This is a genomic window from Bacillus sp. ME78 (assembly GCF_903970865.1).
Taxonomy (GTDB): domain Bacteria; phylum Bacillota; class Bacilli; order Bacillales; family Bacillaceae_G; genus Bacillus_A; species Bacillus_A cereus.
In genome coordinates this window covers 1-613 of sequence record NZ_CAJCKK010000098.1, presented here as the reverse complement: position 1 = coordinate 613, position 613 = coordinate 1, and the positions used below count along the sequence as shown (strand labels likewise).

Genomic DNA, 613 nt, shown 5'->3' with positions numbered 1-613 from the left:
GCCAATAAAGAAAAGACTAAAATTAAGACCGTCGCTAAACCGTTTTGTGATAATGTACCTATACATATTTGTCCAATAACATATCCCAATCCTGATAAATAAACAATTGGAGAAATTTTTATATTCTTCATTGTTTAATCGCCTTAAAAAACTTTTCATTCCAATAGAAATCAATTTATAGATTGTAAGAATGTAAAGCAGAAAAGTAACAATAAAAAATAGAGGTGTTTCAATTTTAATAAAAGTATATGCAATCTTTTGAATCACTATAAAGCTTCCAAAAGAAAAAGTTAGCCCCATAAATCCATTATATAAAATGTGTACCAGCCTTGGCTCATTTGGTTTATAAAAAAATACCCATACTCCCCATATATTAGCAATGGAAATAAAAGGTAAAATCACGTATAAGTATATAGTAAAGGTTGGAGGAAATAAAAATGGGGTTAAAATCATAAAATTAATAACTACCCATACCATAACGACACTCAATCTTACACTGCCAGGCATCAATTTCTGAATAATTTGTTCTGTGCTTTTTCCGTGGTATTTTTCCATATTACTCTCCTAAAAACTAAAAAATTTTATCTAAAGTTGCTCCGATTCCAGATTTAAC

At 28.9% G+C, this 613-nt stretch carries 1 pseudogene; it reads right to left on the bottom strand.

From position 1 onward, the window contains the following. Window positions 1-555: pseudogene (locus tag H6481_RS28375) on the bottom strand (hypothetical protein); the annotation flags it as partial. Window positions 556-613 lie beyond the last annotated feature (58 nt).